This window comes from Vibrio sp. NH-7 (genome assembly GCF_053643215.1).
In genome coordinates this window covers 197833-220176 of record NZ_CM132187.1, presented here as the reverse complement: position 1 = coordinate 220176, position 22344 = coordinate 197833, and the positions used below count along the sequence as shown (strand labels likewise).

At 45.5% G+C, this 22344-nt stretch carries 22 protein-coding genes; 13 read left to right on the top strand and 9 right to left on the bottom strand.

The window, feature by feature from the left end; all coding sequences use genetic code 11:
• Positions 1 to 5 precede the first annotated feature (5 nt).
• Positions 6 to 239 carry a hypothetical protein gene (locus tag ACUALS_RS01100; RefSeq protein WP_454448693.1) on the bottom strand — a complete coding sequence of 78 codons (234 nt, stop codon included), beginning with the start codon at positions 237 to 239 and terminating at the stop codon, positions 6 to 8.
• Between the two features lie 34 nt (positions 240 to 273).
• On the opposite strand from ACUALS_RS01100, the gene purH reads away from it, so the two are divergent.
• Together purH and purD are read left to right on the top strand one after the other, a co-directional pair.
• Positions 274 to 1866: a bifunctional phosphoribosylaminoimidazolecarboxamide formyltransferase/IMP cyclohydrolase gene (purH, locus tag ACUALS_RS01095; RefSeq protein WP_454448692.1), complete on the top strand. Its 1593-nt coding sequence runs from the start codon at positions 274 to 276 to the stop codon at positions 1864 to 1866.
• A 222-nt stretch (positions 1867 to 2088) separates the two neighbouring features.
• Positions 2089 to 3378, top strand: a complete 1290-nt coding sequence (gene purD / locus ACUALS_RS01090; RefSeq protein ID WP_454448691.1) for a phosphoribosylamine--glycine ligase — start codon at positions 2089 to 2091, stop codon at positions 3376 to 3378.
• A 71-nt stretch (positions 3379 to 3449) separates the two neighbouring features.
• Here purD and ACUALS_RS01085 read toward each other — a convergent pair whose 3' ends face one another.
• The 3 genes from ACUALS_RS01085 to ACUALS_RS01075 form a co-directional block, all read right to left on the bottom strand.
• The gene (locus ACUALS_RS01085; protein ID WP_454448690.1) at positions 3450 to 4145 is read right to left on the bottom strand and encodes a DUF1481 domain-containing protein; all 696 of its coding nucleotides are present in this window, start codon (positions 4143 to 4145) and stop codon (positions 3450 to 3452) included.
• Between the two features lie 82 nt (positions 4146 to 4227).
• Positions 4228 to 4500 carry a nucleoid-associated protein HU-alpha gene (hupA, locus tag ACUALS_RS01080; protein ID WP_005470906.1) on the bottom strand — a complete coding sequence of 91 codons (273 nt, stop codon included), beginning with the start codon at positions 4498 to 4500 and terminating at the stop codon, positions 4228 to 4230.
• Positions 4501 to 4729: 229 nt separating this feature from the next.
• Positions 4730 to 4873: a hypothetical protein gene (locus ACUALS_RS01075; RefSeq protein WP_454448689.1), complete on the bottom strand. Its 144-nt coding sequence runs from the start codon at positions 4871 to 4873 to the stop codon at positions 4730 to 4732.
• A 23-nt stretch (positions 4874 to 4896) separates the two neighbouring features.
• Between ACUALS_RS01075 and ACUALS_RS01070 the strand changes: the two genes are divergently transcribed.
• The gene (locus tag ACUALS_RS01070) at positions 4897 to 5994 is read left to right on the top strand and encodes a CNNM domain-containing protein (protein ID WP_038139167.1); all 1098 of its coding nucleotides are present in this window, start codon (positions 4897 to 4899) and stop codon (positions 5992 to 5994) included.
• Between the two features lie 66 nt (positions 5995 to 6060).
• Here ACUALS_RS01070 and ACUALS_RS01065 read toward each other — a convergent pair whose 3' ends face one another.
• Positions 6061 to 6648: a YjaG family protein gene (locus ACUALS_RS01065; protein ID WP_454448688.1), complete on the bottom strand. Its 588-nt coding sequence runs from the start codon at positions 6646 to 6648 to the stop codon at positions 6061 to 6063.
• A 72-nt stretch (positions 6649 to 6720) separates the two neighbouring features.
• Between ACUALS_RS01065 and ACUALS_RS01060 the strand changes: the two genes are divergently transcribed.
• Together ACUALS_RS01060 and ACUALS_RS01055 are read left to right on the top strand one after the other, a co-directional pair.
• Positions 6721 to 7647 carry a D-2-hydroxyacid dehydrogenase gene (locus ACUALS_RS01060; RefSeq protein ID WP_454448687.1) on the top strand — a complete coding sequence of 309 codons (927 nt, stop codon included), beginning with the start codon at positions 6721 to 6723 and terminating at the stop codon, positions 7645 to 7647.
• A 10-nt stretch (positions 7648 to 7657) separates the two neighbouring features.
• On the top strand, positions 7658 to 8242 hold the full coding sequence (locus ACUALS_RS01055) for a uracil-DNA glycosylase family protein (RefSeq protein ID WP_454448686.1): 585 nt from the start codon (positions 7658 to 7660) through the stop codon (positions 8240 to 8242).
• A gap of 37 nt (positions 8243 to 8279) precedes the next feature.
• Here ACUALS_RS01055 and ACUALS_RS01050 read toward each other — a convergent pair whose 3' ends face one another.
• The 4 genes from ACUALS_RS01050 to ACUALS_RS01035 all read right to left on the bottom strand — a co-directional run bounded on the left by ACUALS_RS01050 (position 8280) and on the right by ACUALS_RS01035 (position 12301).
• Positions 8280 to 9446, bottom strand: a complete 1167-nt coding sequence (locus ACUALS_RS01050; RefSeq protein ID WP_454448685.1) for a nucleotide sugar dehydrogenase — start codon at positions 9444 to 9446, stop codon at positions 8280 to 8282.
• A gap of 261 nt (positions 9447 to 9707) precedes the next feature.
• The gene (gene groL, locus ACUALS_RS01045) at positions 9708 to 11354 is read right to left on the bottom strand and encodes a chaperonin GroEL (protein ID WP_005471093.1); all 1647 of its coding nucleotides are present in this window, start codon (positions 11352 to 11354) and stop codon (positions 9708 to 9710) included.
• Between the two features lie 75 nt (positions 11355 to 11429).
• The gene (locus tag ACUALS_RS01040) at positions 11430 to 11720 is read right to left on the bottom strand and encodes a co-chaperone GroES (RefSeq protein WP_005471099.1); all 291 of its coding nucleotides are present in this window, start codon (positions 11718 to 11720) and stop codon (positions 11430 to 11432) included.
• Positions 11721 to 11968: 248 nt separating this feature from the next.
• Positions 11969 to 12301, bottom strand: a complete 333-nt coding sequence (locus ACUALS_RS01035) for a DUF3135 domain-containing protein (RefSeq protein WP_038213113.1) — start codon at positions 12299 to 12301, stop codon at positions 11969 to 11971.
• Between the two features lie 398 nt (positions 12302 to 12699).
• Here ACUALS_RS01035 and ACUALS_RS01030 point away from each other — a divergent pair, with 398 nt between their 5' ends.
• From ACUALS_RS01030 to ACUALS_RS00995, 8 genes are all read left to right on the top strand, one after another.
• Positions 12700 to 13833 (top strand): polysaccharide export protein, encoded by a 1134-nt coding sequence (locus ACUALS_RS01030; RefSeq protein WP_269979301.1) that lies wholly within the window; start codon positions 12700 to 12702, stop codon positions 13831 to 13833.
• A gap of 59 nt (positions 13834 to 13892) precedes the next feature.
• Positions 13893 to 14333 (top strand): low molecular weight protein-tyrosine-phosphatase, encoded by a 441-nt coding sequence (locus tag ACUALS_RS01025; RefSeq protein WP_039627205.1) that lies wholly within the window; start codon positions 13893 to 13895, stop codon positions 14331 to 14333.
• A 37-nt stretch (positions 14334 to 14370) separates the two neighbouring features.
• On the top strand, positions 14371 to 16533 hold the full coding sequence (locus tag ACUALS_RS01020) for a polysaccharide biosynthesis tyrosine autokinase (protein ID WP_454448684.1): 2163 nt from the start codon (positions 14371 to 14373) through the stop codon (positions 16531 to 16533).
• 143 nt (positions 16534 to 16676) lie between these two features.
• On the top strand, positions 16677 to 16937 hold the full coding sequence (locus ACUALS_RS01015; protein WP_454448683.1) for a hypothetical protein: 261 nt from the start codon (positions 16677 to 16679) through the stop codon (positions 16935 to 16937).
• 166 nt (positions 16938 to 17103) lie between these two features.
• Positions 17104 to 17697 carry a YjbF family lipoprotein gene (locus ACUALS_RS01010; protein WP_454448682.1) on the top strand — a complete coding sequence of 198 codons (594 nt, stop codon included), beginning with the start codon at positions 17104 to 17106 and terminating at the stop codon, positions 17695 to 17697.
• Positions 17694 to 18467, top strand: a complete 774-nt coding sequence (locus tag ACUALS_RS01005; protein ID WP_454448681.1) for a capsule biosynthesis GfcC family protein — start codon at positions 17694 to 17696, stop codon at positions 18465 to 18467. The genes ACUALS_RS01010 and ACUALS_RS01005 overlap by 4 nt, the downstream gene beginning before the upstream one ends.
• Entirely contained in the window at positions 18464 to 20662 is a 2199-nt protein-coding gene (locus ACUALS_RS01000) for a YjbH domain-containing protein (protein ID WP_454448680.1), read from the top strand. The genes ACUALS_RS01005 and ACUALS_RS01000 overlap by 4 nt, the downstream gene beginning before the upstream one ends.
• Before the next feature lie 169 nt (positions 20663 to 20831).
• Positions 20832 to 22310 (top strand): hypothetical protein, encoded by a 1479-nt coding sequence (locus ACUALS_RS00995; protein ID WP_454448679.1) that lies wholly within the window; start codon positions 20832 to 20834, stop codon positions 22308 to 22310.
• Positions 22311 to 22344: the final 34 nt, after the last annotated feature.

Genomic DNA, 22344 nt, shown 5'->3' with positions numbered 1-22344 from the left:
TTGTCCTAATTAACGTTTTCGTTACGTTTAAAGCCAAAGAGCGAGTTATTTGCAATTATTTTTGCGATGCCAAACGATTGCGCGAGCTTTTTTGTAATAAATTGGTTAGAATACACGCCATCAATCTCAGAGACTGTTCCAATAGCAATAGTGCTAACAAAGGTCTTTACCAAAACTGGCCAATATTTTACTGCTAATTCAACGAGCAAAGTAAAAACAAGTTCATTTTTGGCAAACATCTTTATCTTACTGTGACTTTGAGGAAATAGAAGCATGAGTAACGCTCGCCCTATTCGCCGCGCACTTATCAGCGTATCAGACAAAACTGGCATTGTAGAATTCGCTCAGGCACTCGCTGAACGCGGTGTCGATATTCTATCTACTGGTGGTACGGCTCGCCTACTGGCAGAAAAAGGCATCTCTGTAACGGAAGTCTCTGACTACACTGGCTTCCCTGAAATGATGGACGGCCGCGTTAAAACTCTACATCCTAAAGTTCACGGTGGTGTTCTAGGTCGCCGAGGTCAAGATGACGACGTAATGGACAAGCACGGCATCAACCCAATCGACATGGTTGTGGTAAACCTATACCCATTCGCAGAAACCGTTGCTAAAGAAGGTTGTACCCTTGCTGACGCGGTTGAGAACATTGATATTGGCGGCCCAACTATGGTTCGCTCTGCAGCGAAGAACCACAAAGACGTAACTATCGTTGTGAACGCTCACGACTACGACCGCGTTATCGCTGAAATGGACGCAAACGACAAGTCTCTGACACTAGACACTCGCTTCGACCTTGCTATCGCAGCATTTGAGCACACAGCCTCTTACGATGGCATGATTGCGAACTACTTCGGCACTATGGTTCCATCATACGGTGAGAACAAAGAGGGTGACGAAGAGTCTAAATTCCCACGTACTTTCAACCAGCAATTCGAGAAAAAGCAGGACATGCGCTACGGTGAAAATAGCCACCAAGCAGCCGCTTTCTACGTTGAATCAAACCCTGAAGAAGCATCGGTATCTACTGCTCGCCAAATCCAAGGTAAAGCTCTTTCTTACAACAACATCGCTGACACTGACGCAGCACTTGAGTGTGTGAAAGAGTTCGACGAGCCAGCGTGTGTCATCGTTAAACACGCAAACCCATGTGGTGTAGCACTAGGTAAAGACATCCTAGAAGCTTACGACCGCGCATATAAGACTGACCCAACGTCAGCATTTGGCGGCATCATCGCGTTCAACCAAGAACTAGACGCAGCAACAGCATCTGCAATCGTTGAGCGCCAATTCGTTGAAGTGATCATCGCACCATCTGTTTCAGCAGAAGCAGTTGAAGTAGTAGCAGCTAAGAAGAACGTGCGTCTACTTGAGTGTGGCGAGTGGACAACTAAGACAACAGGTTTTGATGTTAAGCGTGTTAACGGTGGTCTACTGGTTCAAGACCGTGACCAAGGCATGGTAACTCTCGATGACCTTAAAGTGGTATCTAAGCGTCAACCAACAGAAGAAGAGCTAAAAGATGCGCTATTCTGCTGGAAAGTTGCAAAATACGTGAAATCAAACGCAATTGTTTACTCGAAAGGCGATATGACTATCGGTGTTGGCGCAGGCCAAATGAGCCGCGTCTACTCAGCGAAAATTGCAGGTATTAAAGCGGCGGACGAAGGTCTACAGGTTGAAGGTTGTGTGATGGCATCAGATGCATTCTTCCCGTTCCGCGACGGTATCGACGCGGCGGCTGAAGCGGGCATCAAGTGTGTGATTCAACCAGGCGGCTCTATGCGTGATGACGAAGTTATCGCAGCAGCAGATGAACATGGCATGGCGATGATCTTTACGGGCATGCGTCACTTCCGCCACTAATTCTCTTGTCATCATTGGGGCGGTAACTGCGTTGACTACGCTCGCTTACCCTAATCACATAGCGAGCTATGCTCATAGGGATAAGTTCGCTTGTCGCCTTGTTAGCGCTCCCACTGATTTAAAGAGACCTCGAATAGTTGAATGACGTAAGCACCAACTACTTTGAGTAAACTGATTATTAATTTTTTGAATATTTAGATATTTGAGATTAAGGATTTAACAATGCGAGTTTTAATTATTGGTGCTGGCGGTCGTGAGCACGCACTTGGTTGGAAAGCTGCACAAAACCCAAATGTTGAGACAGTATTCGTTGCCCCTGGTAATGCAGGCACAGCGCTTGAGCCAAAGCTTGAGAATGTAAACATCGGTGTTGAAGCCATCTCAGAGCTGGTTTCTTTCGCTCAAGAGAAGAAAATCGAGCTGACAATTGTTGGCCCTGAAGCGCCACTAGTTATCGGTGTGGTTGACGCTTTCCGCGAAGCAGGTCTACCAATCTTCGGCCCAACCGAAGCCGCTGCGCAGCTTGAAGGCTCTAAGGCATTCACCAAAGACTTCCTAGCACGTCACAACATCCCTACCGCAGCTTACGCCAATTTCACTGAGATTGAACCTGCTCTAGCTTACGTCCGTGAGCAAGGTGCTCCTATCGTAGTGAAAGCTGACGGCCTTGCGGCAGGTAAAGGGGTTATCGTTGCGATGACTCTTGAAGAAGCAGAAGATGCAATCAAAGACATGCTGGCTGGCAACGCGTTTGGCGAAGCAGGCAGCCGCGTGGTTATCGAAGAATTCCTTGAAGGTGAAGAAGCGAGTTTCATCGTAATGGTCGATGGCAAAAGCGTTCTACCAATGGCCACCAGCCAAGACCACAAACGCGTAGGCGATAAAGATACTGGCCCTAACACTGGCGGTATGGGCGCTTACTCTCCTGCTCCTGTGGTAACGCCTGAAATCCACGAGCGTATCCTTGAAGAAGTTATCTACCCAACGGTACGTGGTATGGACGCTGAAGGCGCGCCATACACAGGCTTCCTATACGCAGGTCTTATGATTGACAAAGACGGCACGCCGAAAGTTATCGAGTACAACTGCCGCTTCGGTGACCCAGAAACGCAGCCGATCATGATGCGCATGGAGTCTGACCTTGTTGAACTATGCTTGATGGCTATCGATGAGAAACTCGATGAAGCAGAGTCTAAATGGGATCCTCGCGCGTCTATCGGTGTTGTCCTCGCTGCTGGCGGTTACCCTGCGGACTACGCCAAAGGTGATGTTATCTCTCTACCAGCGGCAGAAGCAGAAGGTGAAAAGATTTTCCACGCGGGTACTACAAATAACGCAGCGGGTGAAGTTGTCACCAATGGCGGTCGAGTATTGTGTGCAACAGCACTAGGAAACAGCGTCTCAGAAGCTCAGGAGCGCGCTTACGCACTAGCTAAACAGGTAAGCTGGAATGGTATGTTCCACCGCAACGACATCGGCTACCGTGCGATTGCACGTGAGCAAGAGAAGTAGACAGCAATTTCAGTTGGCACATTAGGTAAAAGGCGCTCTTTATGAGCGCCTTTTTGATCTCGATAGTCGGTTTATTCTTCGATTAAATTTGGACGCTCAATACAATCTTGGCTGTCTTCCGCCAGCATCAAGAGCTCCTTGACCGTCACTTTGTTTCCGCGAGTTGATCCTAAAAGCGCAATATAGTTGTCGACTGAAGACAAACGATCAACGACGAAGCTAGGCAAAGTCTGGTTGAACTCGATCGTTGAGTAGTTATTCTGTGAACAGGTTTCAAAAGTACTGCCATCCCAATACCCTTGGATAAGCTCAAGGCCATCTTTTTCCTGCTGCTTACTAATGGTTGCGATATCAAGCGCTTCTTGTTTCAGCCATGCCAACTTATCACGACTGACGGGCAATACTCGTCCATCTAATCGATACTGCTGATAAACCGCCTCACCATTCTTGTTAAAACGAACATGAATTCGGTACGACACCAACTCTTGGTTATCGTTACGTTGCTCACCTTCACGCACCAGTTCGCGCAACTGCGCTTCTGACCAACGGTAACTGGTTTTATACCAGCCATAATCGCCTGCCGTAACATAATCTGCTGCGGTAAATGGATTGGAAAGCCGCTCTGTGTACCAATATAGGCTAGTGGCGTCGCCCATAGAGCGCCCACCAGTATATTCAGAGAACTGTTCAAGGTTTGCCGTTGACGGACCGGATGAACAACCAGTCACAAGAACGCCAACCAGTGCTGACAATAAAATTTTCTTCATAATAAAAATATACGCCAAGATAGAGGCTACCTTGGCGTATTTTAAACAATTCCAGCAAAAAACTCTGGAGTCGTTGTATTAATTATTTTACGGCGTCTTTCAGCGCTTTACCTGATACAAACGCAGGAACGTTTGCTGCAGCGATTTGGATCTCTTCACCAGTCTTTGGGTTACGACCAGTACGAGCTGCACGGTGGTTAACTTTGAATGTACCAAAACCAATTAGTTGAACTTGGTCACCCTCTTTAAGTGCATCAGTCACACCATCAAGAGTTGCTTCAAGAGCAGCTTTAGCTTGCGCTTTAGATAGGTCTGCTTTCTCTGCGATAAAGTCGATTAATTGGGTCTTGTTCATTAGGTTTCCCTTCTCATATGTTATCGAATTCAACTCACTCTAAAGCATAAATGCCCCATCTGGCAAAGGTTTGTAAGCGATCTTTCGCTCTCATGACGTACTTTTAACCATAATCTGAGTATTAACTCACAATTTGTTACCAGCCAGAGCGAATTGATCCCTTGTTTTTAACCATTTTCGACCTTATTTATAGCTTGCTCAAAGCCTGAGAAGCTTGATTTTACAGGCATTAGAGCGGATAAAAACCAATCAGACCAGGCTTGTAAAGCGCGAAAATCCCGTTGGCTTGAATACCAATTTCGGTCGTGATACTGGCACCGTTTTCGGGTATAACAAGAATACCAAGCCCGACTCGCTGAGAAGTGTCGGTCATACATTAATCTTCATAGGAAAGTTATGTTTCTGCTAGCTCTATACGTCTCTGTTGCCATTGGCGTATCGTTTGTTTGCTCTGTGTTAGAGGCGGTGCTTCTAAGTATTTCACCTAGCTATATTGCTCAATTGCGCCAGCAAGGGCACCCTGCGGCAGAGGCTTTAACCAAGCTCAAAACCGACATCGACCGACCACTGGCCTCAATCTTAACCCTGAATACTATCGCTCATACCATTGGTGCAGCGATTGCAGGTGCGCAGGCAGCTGCCGTATTTGGTAGCCAGTGGTTGGGGGTATTCTCTGCGGTCCTGACGTTTGCGGTCTTACTCCTGTCTGAAATCGTGCCAAAAACCATAGGTGCAACTTACTGGCGTCAACTCGCGCCTACAGCAGCTACCACCTTGCGTTGGATGGTATGGGCGCTGACTCCATTTGTCTGGTTCTCAGAACAAATCACCAAACGCTTGGCTAGCGGTCATGAAGCGCCAAAAATGCGCGATGAGCTGTCTGCAATGGCAATTCTAGCTAAGGAGAGCGGTGAGTTTGCTGAGGGTGAAACCAAAATCCTAAACAATCTATTGGGCATCCAAGATGTCCCTGTGACACAAGTTATGACACCTCGCCCTGTCGTCTTCCGAGTAGACGCTGAGATGAGTATCAACCAATTCTTGAGCGAGTATCGCGATACTCCATTCTCACGACCTTTGGTTTACAGTCAGTCAACAGACAATATCATTGGTTTTGTACACCGATTAGAGCTGTTCAAGCTGCAACAAAGCGGCTGTGGTGAAAAACAACTTGGTTCGGTGATGCGTCCAGTGCATGTGCTACTGAATACGATTGTGCTACCGAAAGCGTTCGAACAGATGATGGCGAACCGTTTGCAGCTGGCGATGATTGTCGATGAATATGGCACGGTTCAAGGTATATTGACCCTAGAAGATATTTTCGAACATTTAGTCGGAGAAGAAATTGTCGACGAAGCCGATCGCACCACAGATATGCAAGAGCTGGCTTTTGAGCGTTGGGAAAAGTGGAAAGAGCGCCACGGCGTAATCGAGAATCGTGACGACGATGATGACGAGTCGGACGACCAAAACTCGAAGAAAGAAGACAACTAAAACAAAAGGGTTGATGTCGTGCATCAACCCTTTTGCTATCAAACATTAACAGAGCAAGAGAGCTCCCTACACCGCAATCCCGATATTACTCACGCCTTCATCTTTGAGCTCAGCGCGCAGGTCTTTGATCAACTCAATATCACGCTCTTGCGCATCCTTCAACGGGCGGAAGATTGCCCACTGTACGTCCCACTCAGCACAAACAGCGTCATTATCTTTTTGATTCTCGTTGGTAATTTCTTCGCCCGTTTGAACTTCTTCTAGCTGTGCTACCGTCATCACCGATTGTTGACTGAGTTTTTGCATGTTTTCATACAAGTAATCGCGATCCAGCAAGCCATGAATTAGCGTCGACAAACCTACACACGCATCAATGGCTGGGTAAACACCGTAAAAATCAAAATCCTCAGAGCTAGGAATGATCTCTTCTAACTTTTCAAGCTGGCGCTCAAAATTCACTTTAGCGGTTTTCACCGTCAGTTGCTCCCAGATGCTATCTAGGATATCGCGGTAAATTCTCGCTTCAGCAAACTCTGTCGTTTGGCAAAACATGGCATAGTTTGGATACATGCGTTCACATAGACACGCCATAAAGGTAATCTGTTTCCAGGGTTCAAACTTCTCAAGGCGAAGTTGAAGAGGATTCTGTAGCATAACGACTCTTAGGGTCTGTTGAAATAAACAGCGAAAGTGTACTTGATAACCAGCAGGGAAAAAAGCAAGCCGATGAACAATTTCACTTATAAAGTGTATCTTCTGACGGAAGATGACTCGAAGTACCAAGCGTTACTCGAACAAGCCAATTTGCCAGACTTAGAGATCAGCACCTCTCGCGAAGAGGCGAATATACTATTGGCCTCTCCTCCACTCGCCTCATCGCAGATTGAACAGTTTCCCAATGTTGAGTGGATTCAGTCCATATTCGCTGGCGTTGATGCACTGCTTCCGTCTTTAGATGAGTTTAGTGGTGAATTAACCAATGTGAAAGGCATCTTCGGCCAGCAAATATCGGAATACGTACTCGGTTATCTTATTCAGCATCAGCGCCACTTTAAGCACTACGCCCAGCAACAAGAAGCATCGACTTGGCACCCTATGCCTTATCAATCATTGAATCAGTTTAAGATGGTGGTTCTTGGCACAGGCTCGATTGGCAGCTATTTGGCCACTACCGCCAAAGCGTTCGGAATCCATGTTTCAGGGGTAAATCGCAGCGGTATTCCCGCTAAAAACAGTCCATTTGATACCATCTACCATATCCAAGAGTTGGCTACGGCGTTCAAAAACGCCGATGTCATTGTTAACACCCTGCCGAACACGCCAGAAACCCATCATATTTTCAATCGAGAAAGCCTAAGCTACTGCAGCCAAGCCTTGCTGTTTAATGTTGGACGAGGGAGTGCAGTTGACGAATCGGCACTATCGGACGCATTAGATAACCAATGGCTTGCTCACGCTTACTTAGATGTGTTCGATACTGAGCCACTACCTAATGAGCACCCTTTCTGGGCTCGCCGCGACATCACCATCACCCCGCACATAGCTGCCTTAAGTTTTCCTGAGCAGGTCGTTGATATCTTTGCTGAGAACTTCCAAAGATGGCGAGATGGGTTTGCGCTACTAAACCAAGTAAATATCGACAAAGGTTATTAAGCGGCCCAGCATGAGCAAACTAGAACAACTTTTATATCAAGTTAGACAATGCGATATCTGCGAGAATCACTTAGAGCATGGCTGTAACCCCGTCATCCAAGCAAGCCCATCAGCAAAGCTGCTAATTATAGGTCAGGCACCAGGGCTGAAAGTACATCAAACCTCCATTCCTTGGAATGACCCCAGCGGTGATAGACTAAGGGAGTGGTTACAGTTGGACAAAGCCCAGTTTTACGACGAGAAACAAATTGCGATTATGCCGATGGGGCTTTGCTACCCAGGAAAAGGAAAAAGCGGCGACCTTCCCCCAAGAAAAGAGTGCGCTCCAACTTGGCATAGTGCAGCTCTAAAGCAGTTACCAAACGTCGGCATGACGCTACTCATCGGGCAATATGCGCAGAATTACTACCTAGATGACAAACCGAATACACTGACAGAAACGGTTAAAGACTGGCACCGATGGGCACCTCATAACCTGCCTTTACCTCATCCGTCACCGAGAAACACGCTGTGGCTAAAAAGAAACCCGTGGTTTGAGGAGGAAGTAGTTCCGTATATAAGGAACTATGTTCATCAGCATCTCAAAAACAAATAAAGCTCCATTTGGAGCTTTATTTGTTAAGGGGTTTTATCTAGTCAGAACCAAACAAATCGCGGGTGTATACTTTGTCTGCCACGTCGGCCAACTCTTCAGCCATGCGATTGGAAACAATAACATCCGACTGCGCTTTAAACGCGTCCAAGTCGCGAATCACCTTGGAGTGGAAAAACTCATCTTCTTCCAGCACAGGTTCATAAACCACAACAGTAATCCCCTTCGCTTTCAGTCGCTTCATAATGCCTTGGATGGATGAGGCTCTGAAGTTGTCCGACCCAGCTTTCATAATTAAGCGATAGATACCCACCACTTCAGGGTTGCGTTTAAGAATAGCGTCTGCGACAAAGTCTTTGCGCGTTCGGTTTGCGTCAACGATCGCACCAATAATGTTGTTTGGAACTTCTTGGTAATTCGCAAGTAGCTGCTTAGTGTCTTTCGGCAAGCAGTAGCCACCATAGCCAAATGAAGGGTTATTATAGTGATTACCAATACGCGGGTCTAAGCCAACGCCTTCAATGATTTGACGACTGTCCAAGCCATGCGCTTCTGCGTACGAGTCCAGTTCATTAAAGTAAGCAACTCGCATAGCAAGATAAGTATTGGAGAACAATTTAACTGCTTCAGCTTCAGTTGAGTTAGTCAGCAGAACTTCAATATCCTGCTTCTGCGCCCCTTCAACCAACAAGTTAGCAAACTCTTGTGCACGCTCACTTTGCTCACCCACGATGATACGTGATGGATGCAAGTTGTCGTAAAGCGCCTTACCTTCGCGAAGAAATTCCGGAGAGAAAATCAGATTGTCACAGCCTAACTCTTGTTTAATACGTTCGGTATAACCAACTGGAACGGTGGACTTAATGACCATCACTGCATCAGGGTTGATTAACATAATATCTTTAATCACAGATTCTACTGACGAAGTATTGAAGTAGTTTGTCACAGGATCGTAATCAGTCGGTGTCGCAATCACCACAAAACGAGCATCTTGATAGGCGAGTTGCTTATCCGTGGTCGCAACAAAGTTTAGCGACCGATTGGTAAGAAAGTCCTCTATCTCTGCATCTACAATTGGTGACACTTTGTTATTCAATAACTCAACTTTCTTCTCTACAACATCTAGCGCCACAACGTGGTGGTTTTGTGCTAGTAACATCGCGTTAGAAAGACCAACGTAACCTGTACCTGCTACTGCAATTTTCACTGCTAACCTCTTCTTATATTTGGAGATGTCCAGTTATCTCTAACGATTAGAGCCGTCGGACATTCGTTCCAAAAATGATCCCTGATGAATATGAGGGATAGTGACGATATGTGCATATTACATCAAGCAAGCACGAAAGTAACTTTCGCACTTATTAGAAGTGAGACACTTATTTCACCCGAAGAAAAATTTCCTCTAGAAAAAACAAAAACGAAGACCGAAGTCTCCGTTTTCAATTTCACTATAAATAGCGAGGGGTGATTACATCATACCGCCCATGCCACCCATACCGCCCATGCCACCCATATCAGGCATTGCAGGCGCATCTTTAGCTGGTAGGTCAGTCACCATAGCTTCCGTTGTGATCATAAGACCCGCTACTGATGCAGCAAATTGAAGTGCAGAACGAGTTACTTTCGTTGGATCAAGAATACCCATCTCGATCATGTCACCGTATTCGCCAGTTGCCGCGTTGTAACCGTAGTTACCTTCACCTGCGCGAACGTTGTTAGCAACAACAGACTCTTCATCACCTGCGTTCTTAGTGATTTGACGAATTGGCGCTTCCATTGCACGCAGCGCAACACGGATACCCACATTTTGCTCTTCGTTGTCACCTTCAAGGTTAGCCACTTTAGATGCTGCGCGAATAAGTGCGACACCACCACCAGCAACCACACCCTCTTCAACCGCTGCGCGAGTTGCGTGAAGTGCATCTTCGACGCGATCTTTCTTCTCTTTCATTTCGACTTCAGTTGCTGCGCCAACTTTGATTACTGCAACACCACCAGCTAGCTTAGCTACGCGCTCTTGTAGTTTCTCTTTGTCGTAATCTGACGTTGCTTCTTCGATTTGCTGACGGATTTGAGCAACACGACCTTGGATCATTGCTTCTTCACCCGCGCCATCGATGATGGTTGAGTTTTCTTTGGTGATAGTCACGCGCTTCGCTTGACCTAGGTCTTCTAGGACAACCTTCTCTAGCTCAAGACCAACTTCTTCAGAAATCACTGTACCGCCAGTTAGAATAGCGATGTCTTGTAGCATTGCTTTACGACGGTCACCAAAACCAGGCGCTTTAACAGCGGCTACTTTCACGATGCCACGCATGTTGTTCACAACTAAAGTTGCCAGTGCCTCGCCTTCTACATCTTCAGCAATGATTAGAAGTGGACGAGATGCTTTCGCTACTGCTTCTAACGTTGGCAGAAGCTCACGGATGTTCGACACTTTCTTATCGATAAGAAGGATGAATGGGCTTTCTAGGTCAACAGAACCTGCTTCTTGGTTGTTGATGAAGTAAGGAGATAGGTAACCGCGATCAAACTGCATACCTTCTACTACGTCTAGCTCATCTTGTAGAGCCTGACCTTCTTCAACAGTAATAACGCCATCACGACCTACTTTTTCCATCGCTTCAGCAATGATGTTACCGACTGTTGCGTCAGAGTTTGCAGAGATAGTACCAACTTGAGCAATTGCTTTTGTATCTGCACATGGAACTGAAAGTGCTTTTAGCTCTTCTACCGCAGCAACTACCGCTTTATCGATGCCGCGCTTAAGATCCATTGGATTCATACCTGCAGCGACTGCTTTTAGGCCTTCGTTAACGATAGCTTGCGCTAGTACGGTTGCCGTTGTTGTGCCATCACCCGCCGCGTCATTTGCTTGAGACGCGACTTCTTTAACCATTTGCGCGCCCATGTTTTGGAACTTGTCTTCAAGCTCGATTTCACGCGCTACAGACACACCATCTTTAGTGATGGTTGGTGCGCCAAATGATTTGTCTAGAACTACGTTACGGCCTTTAGGACCTAGAGTTACTTTTACTGCGTCCGCTAGAACGTTTACACCTTCTAGCATTTTAATACGTGCGTCATTACCAAATTTAACGTCTTTAGCAGCCATCTTTAGTTTCCTTTTCTAAATTCTTAGTTTTGATTAGCAGTTGAATCTGAGCAAAAAATTACTCAATGATTGCTATTACTCAACGATCGCCATGATGTCGTTTTCAGACATTACCAGCACTTCTTTACCGTCGATTTTTTCAGTCTTAGTGCCGTAGCCCTCTGCGAAGATAACCATGTCGCCAACTTTAACGTCCAATGGCAGCACTGTGCCGTTTTCTAGAATGCGGCCTTTGCCTACAGCTAGAACTACGCCGCGAGTTGATTTCTCTGCAGCTGAACCAGTCAAAACAATGCCGCCTGCTGATTTAGATTCAACTTCTTGGCGTTCTACGATAACTCGGTCGTGTAATGGACGAATGTTCATCGGTCGTCTCTCCTGAAATGTCTATGTTTGATTTGATAAGCGGCTTTGAAAGCCTTGTGGTAACTATATGTGGGACGGTTTTAATAAACCCAAGGGCACAGGAGAGATTTTTTGTGATCAAGCTCAGATAAGAAAGAAGTAGGAAAGAAGCAATGAAAGGTCAAACTGGCATTGCAATTAGCAAAGTGAGGCGTCGCTGACAAAGCTTAACGCCTGTTCCTATTCATCAGCTGCAAAGCGAATTAGGCTTATCGCCAAGAATCAAATGGAATAACTTCGGCATCTGATTTTGCTTCATCGTAGCCGTCTTGCTCAATCACATCTTGGAACTTGATCATTTGGGAAACAAGCTCTCTCATGAGAAGAACGTTGGCCTGATTTGGATTTTTGCAATGGTTCACAACCCTATCGATATGGCTTTGCTGTGCCCAAAGCCGATCCTGCATTGCGTCGGACGCAGACAGAATCAGCTCCTCACACATATCCTGCTTAAATTGGCGAAATGCTTCTGGGTTTTGCTGCGCCAACTCAACTAACTCATCAAACGGTGGGAGAGTTTGGTTTACTAGTGGTGAACTCATACTGCCTCCTTGGTGTTGACGCTTCTATCAACAAGATACAATAATAATAGTCGATAACAGGCAAACGCCTAGTCACTTCAACACGCATCTTAATAATGAGACAAAAGTTCAAAGAGAAGGGGCTGCTTTCACTAAAGTAGGCCTTCATACTGATACTTCTCTATGCGTGCCCACTCAAATCCGGAACCTTTCTCCCACTATTTATCCGTTCACAATTGCAGCAGCACTGAATGTATGGATAATTAGGTAATTAACCGTATGCATAGTACAATCGCCGCAAACACTTCTAGACAACAATTGTGTACAGAATATTGAAGTTTGGCATGTGCTTTTTATTTAAACTCTTCTATTACGACATGAAGGTTGTAATACATAATTAATTTAATGACTTAGCAAACATGGAATTTAAAAAAAAGCTTTTGCTTGCGATGGTAATCCCAGCGTTATTGGCAGGATGTACAACTCCAGGCTCACATCTCTCGACAGACAATAAAAACATCGTCGAAACAGAAACCAATCAAGAATCCACGGTTTCTGAACAAGTTAACCTCTATCCACTTACTGCTCAGACAGTTAGCACGCTTCCTAAAGAGCGCAGCTTTGTTTCCCAAGCCAACCCTGAATTAGATCAAATGATCGCCAACTACGAGTATCGAGTTGGCCCTGGCGATATATTGAATGTTACTGTATGGGATCACCCAGAACTTACAATTCCTGCAGGTTCATATCGCAGTGCTTCTGAAGCTGGTAACTGGGTGCACGCTGATGGCACCATATTTTATCCGTACATTGGTACTGTAGAAGTACAAGGCAAAACAGTGCGTGAAATCCGCAGTGACATTGCCCAACGTTTAGCTAAGTACTTAGAAAGCCCTCAGGTTGACGTCAATGTTGCCGCATTCCGCTCACAAAAGACTTACATTACTGGCGCAATATCCAAACCGGGTCAGCAAGCGATCACTAACATTCCCCTCACGCTATTGGATGCCATCAATCGCGCAGGTGGACTCGCAGAAGATGCAGATTGGCGCAATGTCACGCTTACGCGTAACGGGGTTGAAGAGTCTCTTTCACTTTATGCTCTTATGCAGCGTGGTGACCTAAAGCAAAATCGCCTATTGCAATCTGGCGACATCATCCACGTACCTCGTGACGACAATCAAAAAGTGTTTGTTATGGGTGAAGTGAATGATCCTAAACTGCTGAAAATGGATCGCGCTGGTATGAGCCTCACTGAGGCACTCAGCAATGTGGGTGGTATTAATGAGCTATCAGCGGACGCAACAGGCGTATTTGTAATTCGCACAGCAGGTGACAAATCCGAACACCTTGCTGATATTTTCCAACTGAATATCAAAGATGCGTCCGCACTAGTGATTGGTACAGAGTTTGATCTTAAGCCTTACGATATTGTCTATGTTACCGCTGCGCCACTTACCCGTTGGAATCGCGTGATCAGTCAATTAATGCCAACAATCACTGGCTTTAACGAGCTTACCGAAGGTGCATTACGTATCAAGACTTGGCCGTAATATCCAGTTGAATTAAATGGAGCTCCCAGCAAGCTAAACTCTTGCTGGGAAATGAAGATATGTTTAATAAAATTCTCGTCGTCTGTGTAGGCAACATTTGTCGCTCTCCAACTGGTGAGCGAGTTTTACAAAAATTACTTCCTGAAAAGCACATTGCTTCTGCCGGTATCGCAGCCGAAAAGAGTGGGCTTGTCGGTAAGTCTGCTGACAATATGGCAACGGAGCTTGCCGCAGAAAATGGCGTTGACTTAACTGGGCACCAAGCTCAACAACTAACGTCTTCGCTGTGCGCGCAATACGACCTAATTTTGGTTATGGAAAAAGGACATATGGAAGCGTTGACCTCAATTGCACCAGAAGCTCGAGGAAAAACCATGCTATTCGGCCAATGGATTGGGCAACAGGACATACCCGACCCTTTCCGTCAAAGTCGAGAAGCCTTTGAACACGCTTACCAACTTATTGAAAAATCTGCAGAGGCATGGGCTAAAAAGCTCTAACTCCACGTTGCCAGGAATTAAAGAACCTTAATACATTATGACAACACAACAATCTCGACAAACAACCGATAATTCCTCTGATGAAATCGATCTAGGGAAATTGCTTGGAATTTTATTGGACGCGAAGTGGCTAATTATCGTTGTGACAGCCATTTTTGCCGTTGCTGGGGTAGCCATTGCTCTGCTTTCAACTCCAATTTACAAAGCGGATGCTTTGATTCAGATCGAGCAAAAGAGCTCTGGTGGTATCTCCGCTATGGTCGGCGATATGGGGGAACTCTTTTCACAAGAATCTTCCGCTACTACCGAAATTGAAATTATTAAATCCCGCATGATCCTAGGTGATACAGTTGACAAGTTTAATCTTACGACCGTTGCCTCACCATCATACTTACCGCTTGCGGGTAAAGGCATTGCTCGTCTAAGTGGAGACCTCAATCGGATCACCATTAGCCGCTATGAACTACCTGACTACGCACTGGGGATGGAGCACAAACTCATCGTTCTTGATGCAGAGAAAAAACAGTATCAACTGGTGCGTGAAGATGAGCGCGTTGTGCTTGCAGGTACAGCAGGTAAACTCGCACAAAACGAAGACTACACTCTGTTTGTTACAGATCTTCAATCAAGCACTGGATTTGAATTTGGGATTGCCAAGCGTTCTCGTTTAGAAGCGATTGAATGGTTAAAGCGCAATCTTTCTATTAGCGAGCGCGGTAAGCAAACGGGTATTTTAAACCTTAGCTTTGAAGGTGAAGACCACGCACTAATCAGCGACATTCTGAACCATATTAGCCAAACCTATTTCTTGCAAAATGTTGAGCGTAACTCTGCTGAAGCAGAAAAAAGCTTAACGTTTTTAAAACAACATTTGCCGGAAATAAAAACGAACTTAACCGCTTCAGAAGATATTCTTAATCAATATCGTCAAGAGAACGAGTCGGTAGATTTAGGTCTTGAAGCGCAGTCGACACTGAAAGTAATGGTGGAGCTTGAAGCGCAATTAAATGAGTTGACATTTAAAGAAAGCGATATTAGCCAGCGCTTTACCAAAGATCACCCAGCGTACCGCTCACTGCTAGACAAACGTCAAACACTGCTTAATGAAAAAGAGCGCCTCAATCAACAAGTACAAAAGCTACCTAAGACTCAGCGCGAAATTCTTCGTATGACACGTGATGTGGAAGTCAACCAACAGATCTATATCCAACTTCTCAACAAGGTTCAAGAGCTTAGCATTATCAAGGCGGGTACTGTGGGGAACGTACGTATACTCGATTCAGCTCAAACTTACATGGCACCAGTTAAACCTAAGAAGCCATTGATTGCAGTACTTGCAACTCTATTGGGCGGTATGTTGAGCGTTGCCTTTGTATTGGTAAAGGCAGCCTTTCATCGTGGTGTCGAGAACCCAGATGAAATTGAACAGATTGGCCTATCGGTGTATGCAAGTGTGCCACGTTCAGAGATGCAAGAAAGCCTCTTTAGTAAGGTGAAGAAGAAACACAGAGACGGTCAAATGGCACTGCTCGCCGAAGCTAACCCTGCCGATCTTTCTGTAGAAGCCCTACGTGGCCTGCGCACTAGTTTGCACTTTGCCATGATGGAAGCAGACAATAATGTGTTGATGATTTCTGGTCCCGCACCTGGCATTGGTAAGTCTTTTGTTTCAACTAACTTTGCCGCAGTCGCTGCCAAAACCGGTCAACGCGTACTATTGATTGATGCGGATATGCGTAAAGGCTACCTACAGAAACCTTTTGGTTTAAAGTGGGACAATGGTTTGTCGGATCTGCTGAGCGGTAAAATCGATACAGCACAATCAATAAAGGCTACTTCGATAGAAAACCTAGATATTATTGCTCGCGGGCAAGTTCCGCCGAACCCGTCTGAGCTGCTAATGCATCGACGTTTCAAAGAGCTATTAAATTGGGCGAGCAGTGAGTATGACCTAGTTATTGTCGATACCCCACCAGTACTCGCGGTCACTGATCCAAGTATTGTTGGCGCACTTGCTGGTACAACATTAATGGTGGCTCGATTTGGCCAAAATACGGTCAAAGAGATCGATGTTGCACGTGACCGATTTGAAAAAGCAGGTATCGAAGTGAAAGGCGTGATCTTGAACGCTGTCGAGAAAAAGGCGTCTAGCTCTTATGGCTATGGTTACTACAACTATGCTTATAAGAGCGATAGCTAAACATGGCTGCGATAGCCTGCTGGTATGTAAAACAAGTTGTTAACTATTTTACACTTTACGGAATGTCGCATAGAATAAGCAACGGAGTGATTAAAATTCCTCCAACATCGATGTTAAAACTGTAAATTTACAAGGATAATTTTATGAAGAATATTGCTCTAGCAATGTTAGTTGCACTTGGCATGTCTGCTGGTGCCTTCGCAAATACAGGCGCTGAAGCTGGTGCTGCGGGAGCAGGCGGTGCTGGTGGTGGTGCTGCAGGCGGTGCAGCTGCAGCTGGTGCTGCGGGCGGTGCAGCTGCAACAACAGCAGCGGTAACTGTTGCAGCTGCTGTAGGCGTTGGTGTTGTAGCTGTGGCTTCATCAGACAACGATGGTACTGATGGTACTGACGGCACTAACTAGCCTGTAGTGCAAATAACTAAACACCCTTTGCTTTGCGGAGGGTGTTTTTTTAGCTTTCTCTAATCACCTCTGTCATTGTCAGGACGAACAAATGACTCACCTTCGTAGTGCTCTCCTAATCCTATTTGTTTTTTTGTTATCAGGTTGCTCCCAACGGTTTCAAGATGTGAATTCGACACTTGATGAAGCTCTGTTTGGCTTTGACGATTTCACCCATGCTCAAGAACATGTCGCAGATCTGCCTTATGCCAGTATGTACGCGCGCATTAATCGGGGGCCGCAGCTATTTATGGTGCTTGCCTACGCAGAAACCAACCCTGTGACTGGTAATACCCAGCTAAAATGGTTTTCTAGCGACAAAGCAATGATCACCACAGAAAACGGCCGTATTGTCAAAACCAATCGCCTTCCTGGTGCCAATCTCGTTGGACTTTCTTCTTCTACCCAACTTGCTGTACCGACAAGCGACACAATAGCTTGGCAAACAGAATATGATTGGCAACCGAATTACCATTTTTCTCAGCGTGCTCAAGTAGAAAGCTACCCTGTTGGTACAGGGGTGACGAAATCCCTACTGTGGGAAAAACAGACCCGTCATATTAAAGAAGTTGTCACTTTCAATCACAGTCAACAAGTGATGGAAAACAATTACTGGATTGATGAGCAAGGTAACGTAGTAAGAAGCCATCAACAGTTAATCCCTCACCTTTTAGAAGTTGAATTTGAAGTATTAAAGCCTTACGTTGAGTCATTACTATGAATCGATTATTGAACAAGTGTGTCAAATCTATACTGGGTAGAGTGTTGCTTGGCTGTCTACTTATTCCGGCTCCAGTTTATGCCACAGAGCTAAGCATATCACTCCCTGGTGATCAGCTAGCCCTAGAGTACCCTCACCCCGTTCGTATTGAGCAAGTGTTTACTGATGTCATTGCTCTGCAAGGGGCAACACAACCGACTGTTTACCCTCTTGCCAATCAATTATTTAATCTAGACAAACAATTTCAAGCCGATATAGAGAAACAAGATGTGCTTGAGAAACTGCAAGCTCTAGTCGATGGTCAGGTTATTTCTGAGGAAGTCGCAGGTGTATTCAAACAACAGATTCAAAGTTGGACTGTCGCTTATCGAGAGAAAATTGACCTCGACTTTGACCAAATACGGACCGATGCTGCCGACAACCCGATGCTTCAAGGCAATTACGAGTTGATTACTCCAGAGCGCACTCGGACGATCTCATTTGAAGGTGCTTTGTATACACCGCAAGACGTAGAGTTTGACGAGTCATTATCGCTCTCTGGTTACCTTAGCCGACTCAATCTACTAAAAACAGCTCATCCGAGTTACGCGTGGGTTATTTACCCTGATGGGAACTTTGTGCGTAGCGGATATGCTTATTGGAACAGTCAAAATACATCACTCACTCCAGGCAGTGTTATTATTATTGGTTTCAACTCTAGCAACAAAGAAGTACAGCAACTTGAACAGCAAATTGTTCAGCTAATCACAATGAGAAAAAGTGCAAAATGAAAAACAACAAACCCACTTTAATCCTCTCCACGCTGACTCTTCTTTCTGTACCGACTTTTGCAAGTGATGCGACTTGGAAAGTCTCGCAAACAGATTTCGGCGGCACAGGCCTTATGCAAACGCCAACCGCTCGGATGGCAGCTGAAGGCGAATTCAATATGGGGGCGAGCTTCAATGATGATTATCATCATTATATGGTGTCTCTACAATTAATGAGTTGGCTTGAAACCACGATTCGCTACACCCGAGTCCCCGATCTGTATTTCAGTAATGATCCTGAATACAGCGGCGATAACTCGTATACCGACAAAGGTATTGATTTTAAAATTCGCTTACTTGAGGAAAGTTATTGGCTGCCAGAGACCTCTATAGGAGTACGTGATTTTGGCGGAACCGGCTTATTTGACGCGGAATACCTTGCGGCAACTAAACGCTTTGGCAATCTTGATTTCACTCTTGGTTTGGGCTGGGGTTATTTGGGCCAAAGTGGTAATGTAACGAATCCATTTTGTAAATTCAGTGACAAGTATTGCACTCGACCAACTGACTTTAAAGGCACTGGCGGCAGTGTGGATTTTGAGCGTTGGTTTAAGGGTCCAGCTTCCGTGTTTGGTGGCATTGAATACCAGACCCCTCACCAGCCTTTGCGTATAAAGGTTGAGTACGACAGCAACGACTATAGCCAAGATTTCCCGGTCACCCGTGGCGGTAAGTCCATGCCTCAGCATACTCCTTGGAACTTTGGGGTGAACTACCGCTTAACCGATTGGGCAGATGCGAAACTGAGCTATCAACGTGGGGATACTCTGACACTGGGCTTTAACATCGACACCAATTTCAATGACATGAAAGCTATTTGGCGTGATGAGCCAAAACCACAGGCTCAACTCAGACCAACAGAAGCTGACACTGATTGGCAGATCGTTGCTAAGCGAATCGAGCGCAACGCGGGATACAAGCAAAATACTCTCACGAAAGAGGGCGATACGCTTACCGTAAAAGGTGAACAGAGAAAATACCGTGACAGAAACGAAGCGTTGGATCGCGCCGCAACCATTTTGTCTAACAGCAGCGATAATTCAATCAAGACATTTAAAGTCATCGAAACTGAAGATGGAATGCCTCTAACAGAAACAACCATCGATCGTAGCCAGTACCTCGAAGCAGCCAATCATATGGCAATCGATGCAAACGTTGAAGATAGCTTTTCAACGTCTGAACCTACTGAGGAAACCGTAACAAATACACTCGCTTCAACCAAACAACGATGGGATTACGGCATCGATCCTGTGCTCAAACAAAGCATTGGTGCACCAGAAGATTTTTACTTGTACAGCATCGGCCTTAACGCGAAGTCTAACTTTTGGCTTACGGATAATCTCGAGTTAGCTGGCTCTGTTTATTTCAACTTAACCGACAACTACGACAAGTTTAACTACGTTGAGTACTCACCGCACGTGCGCAACTATGCTACGCCTCGTGTGCGTACTATGTTCCGAGCCTATGTGCACGACAACCCAATCCGTTTGAACAGATTGCAACTCACTTGGTTTGAGCAACCAACCAAGTCGGTTTACACCCAAATATATGGCGGCTACTTGGAATCCATGTTTGCCGGTGTTGGTGGTGAAGTACTCTATCGACCACTTAACGCCAATTGGGCAATCGGTGCGGATGCTAACTTAATCAGCCAGCGAGACCCTGATTCCTGGTTTGGTACTTTTAGCGAAGACTACTTCTTTTACGATGAAGCCGCATGTAACGACCCTATCCCGCAATGCCAAGCCTATGTACTGAGCCAAGGTACAACTGGTCACGTGACTGGCTACTATATGCCGCAGTGGCAATTCTTAGACAGCACCTTGTTGAAAGTTAGTGCGGGCAAATTCCTTGGTGGCGATATGGGAGCTCGCATCGACTTTTCGAAACAGTTTAAGTCAGGAGTTATTGTTGGTGCGTACGCCACCTTTACCGATTTAACAGCAGAAGAATATGGTGAAGGCAGTTACAACAAAGGCTTCTACGTCTCAATTCCGATGGACATCATGACCATCAAGCCGAGCACGAGTCGAGCACAAATTGCATGGGAACCGATCACTCGTGATGGTGGCCAAATGCTTCGCAAGCAGTACTACTTATTTGATAAGACTGATGCGAGATCGCAATGGGGCCAAAGACCTAGTAGCGTTGAATAACGATATTGTGAGCTAGTTTAAGGGCTGATGTGAGAACATCAGCCCTTTTTAGCTCTAGAGGCTAAGTGAAGTGTGATGAGATACTACAATGCCCAAAGACCGAACGTTCAAGGCACATTTATTGCTAGAAAGTTAGCAGACTAGATTGACTTAGGACAAAAAATTGACGATGAAAGCAGCAAAGAGTGCTCTATTACTGACCGTACCTGCCCTAATGGTAGGCTGTGGCGGCGGAAGCGGTGGAAGCAGTGGTGGCGGTTCAACACCTTCTACACCTAAGTACAACATTGACTTCGTAGCGTTGAAATCTGTCACTTTCGGAACAGAAGGAAATTGCGCTATATATGGAACGAATAGTGGCAATACTAAGTCGTACATAGCTCAAAAAGCACAGGGAGCGAACATCAAGCTTCACATCCACTCGTCAGATGGAACTTGGAAAAGCTCTTATCAACCCACAAGTGGAACGATAAACATCAACCAGAGTTTGGTGCAAGACGGAGACTACATCAGCATCGTGTCGACTTCTCGAGGTGGTATATATGACATACTAACCATCGAAAAAGATTTCATCCCAACCCGCTTTACCGTCAATACCTTTAACGACTGGGATAGTCGAGTCTCATGCAATACAGAAATTAAACCATCTACAACAGATTACAATGGTTATATTGATGATGAGGGAGATGGCAATGGCTTCTTCGTCTTCCGATCTACAACGGACGATCAAGAAAGCACTTCACCGAATAATATTGCTTACAATAGCGTAACCAATAAAGAAGTATTAGCGGCTCGACTTTGTCGCTCAACGAGTGGTTGCAGTGATAAAGATTTGATGCAGTACCGTTTTATCGCAGCTTCAGCTACACAAGACAGTAACAACCCTGTCGATTTAGTAAATGTAACAAATCATACCACCCCTTGGTATACACTAGATGGAACAGATACAACCCTGAATTCTGCGAAACTCAACATATACCGTCAAAACTCCGGGGCGATTCTGTGGCAATCACTCCCTCTCACCGATGGTACCTATAGCTATGCGGCTGAACTATCCGAAGACTACTATGTGCATGTTAAGGCGACGCACAAAACGTGGAATACAGAGTACACCAAACACATCGAAAATCCCGACAACGGTATCAATGAGTTAAACAGCCTCACAGATCTTAATATGCCGACACCAGCCTCCTCTCTTAGTTTAGTTTCAAGCTGTGGGCTATCTGTAACCTCGTTTTGTTTAAATGGCTATAATAGTGCCGCTCCAACGACAATGGATTTGCAGCGCTCGACACTATATGCGGTAGAGAATAATGGAAATAAGATTCATCAAACGATTTACGGGAAACCAAACTTAAACCAACCATTGATGGCCTTTGAAGATAGTAACATCGACGCTGTTTGGGCGAATGCCGCTCTTAATAAAAAGGAAGTATCTCTCTTTGAAACTAGCGACGATCAAGAGGTTGAACTAACCTTTATCTCATCTAATTTCAATGCCGAAGCTGTGGAAAATAATGGCTATCAAACCACATCAGATGTGGACACTATTTCTATAATCCGTAGCCAGCAAGAGAATAGTCAACGTCAAGCTGCACTGGCTCACCAAGACAGCATGGCATTTAGTCAAGCATTCATTGCACCTTAAACAAAAAGGGCAGCGTAAACACGCTGCCCTTACT